Annotated in this window: 1 protein-coding gene; it reads right to left on the bottom strand. The window is 55.6% G+C overall.

The window, feature by feature from the left end; all coding sequences use genetic code 11:
- Nucleotides 1-2,014: DUF1601 domain-containing protein (locus ACO6V1_RS23650; RefSeq protein ID WP_422469008.1), on the bottom strand; the 2,014-nt coding region annotated here is incomplete at both ends.

Here is a 2,014-nt window from a genome sequence, read left to right as displayed (position 1 = left end):
GGGCCTCATTGAACTCCGTTGTCCGCTCCTGCCCGTTGTCCACCAGTTTCGCCATGGCCCACAGCAGGTTGGCAATACCCTGTGGTGTAAAGTTAGCTTTTTGTGCGTTCACGTGGGGTAACAGTGCGGCCACGGCCTCATTGAACTCTGTTGTCCTCTCATCGCCGTTGTCCACCATTTTCGCCATGGCCCACAGCAGGTTGGTGATACCCTGAGGTTTAAAGTTGGTTTTCTGTGCGTTTACGAGGAGCAACAGTGCGGCCACGGCCTCTTTTAGTTCTGGTGTCTGCTCCTGCCCGTTGTCCACCAGTTTCGCTATGGCCCACAGCAGGTTGGCAATTTCCTGAGGTTTAAAGTTGGTTTTCTGTGCGTTCACGAGGAGCAACAGTGCGGCCACGGCCTCTTTGAGTTCTGGTGCCTGCTCCTGCCCGTTGCCCACCAGTTTCGCCATGGCCCACAGCAGGCTGGCGATTTCCTGTGGTTTAAAGTTGGTTTTTTGTGCGTTCACGAGGAGCAACAGTGCGGCAACGGTCTGTTTGAACCCTGGTGTCAATTCATGCCTGTTATCCACCAGTTTCGCCATGGCCCACAGCAGGTTGGCGATATGCTGAGGGATAAGTTGATCTTTCTTAGCATCCAGGTAGGGCAACAGCGCGGCCACGACCTCGTTGAGCCCTGGTGACCGCTCAAGCTCGCTGTCCATCAGTTTCGCCATGGCCCACAGCAGGTTGGTAATATCCTGGGCATTGAATTGGTCTTTCTGCGCCTTCACGTGGGGCAACAACACGGCTACGGCCGCTTTAAGTTCTGGTGTCCGCTCCTCCCCTTTGTCCACCAGTTTCGCCATGGCCCACAGCAGGTTGGCGATTTCCTGTGGTGTAAAGTTAGCTTTCTGTGCGTTCACGTGGGGCAACAGCACGACCACGGCCTCGTTGAGCCCTGGTGTCTGCACCAGCCCTTTGTCAACCAGTTTCGCCATGGCCCATAGCAGGTTGGCGATATGCTGAGGAATAAATAGGTTTTTCTGTGCGTTCACGTGGGGCAACAGCCCGGCTACGGCCTCTTTGAGTTCTGGTGTCTGCTCCTGCCCGTTGTCCACCAGTTTTGCCATGGCCCACAGCAGGTTGGCGATTTCCTGTGCTTTAAAGTTAGCTATCTGTGCATTTACGTGGGGCAACAGCGTGGTCACGGCCTCTTTGAGCTCTGGAGTCTGCTCCTGCCTGTTGTCCATCAGTTTCGCCATGGCCCACAGCAGATTGGCGATACCTTGTGGTTTAAAGTTAGCTTTCTGTGCGTTCACGTAGGGCAACAGCACGGCCTCGGCCTCGTTGAGTTCTGGTGTTTGCTCCTGGCCGTTGTCTACCAGTTTCGCCATGGCCCACAGCAGGTTGGCGATTTCCTGTGGTTTAAAGTTAGCTTTCTGTACGTTCACGTGGGGCAACAACGCAACCAGAGCCTCTTTGAGCCCTGGTGTTTGCTCCTGCCCGTTGTCCACAAGTTTCGCCATGGCCCACAGCAGGTTGGCGATTTCCTGTGGTTTAAAGTTATCTTTCTGTACGTTCACGTGGGGCAACAGCGCGACCACGGCCTCATTGAACTCTGTTGTCCGCTCCTGCCCGTTGTCCACCAGTTTCGCCATGGCCCACAGCAGGTTGGCGATACCCTGTGGTCTGAAGTTAGCTTTTTGTGCGTTCAATTGGTTCAACAGCGCGGCCAAGGCCTCTTTGAGTGCTGGTATTTGCTCCTGCCCGTTGTCCACCAGTTTTGCCATGGCCCACAGCAGGTTGGCGATACCCTGTGGGTTAAAGTTAGCTTTCTGTGTGTTAACGTGGGGCAGCAGCGCGGCCACGGCCTGTTTGAGTTCTGGTGTCTGCTCCTGGCCGTTGTCCACCAGTTTCGCCATGGCCCACAGCAGGTTGGCGATACCCTGTGGGTTAAAGTTAGCTTTCTGTGTGTTAACGTGGGGCAGCAGCGCGGCCACGGCCTCGTTGAGCTCTGGCCTCCGCTTCTGCCT

It is taken from the genome of Endozoicomonas sp. ALC013 (assembly GCF_049310205.1).
Classification (GTDB): domain Bacteria; phylum Pseudomonadota; class Gammaproteobacteria; order Pseudomonadales; family Endozoicomonadaceae; genus Endozoicomonas.
Note: the sequence above shows the minus strand (reverse complement) of the source record. Positions and strands in the feature narration are given on the sequence as shown.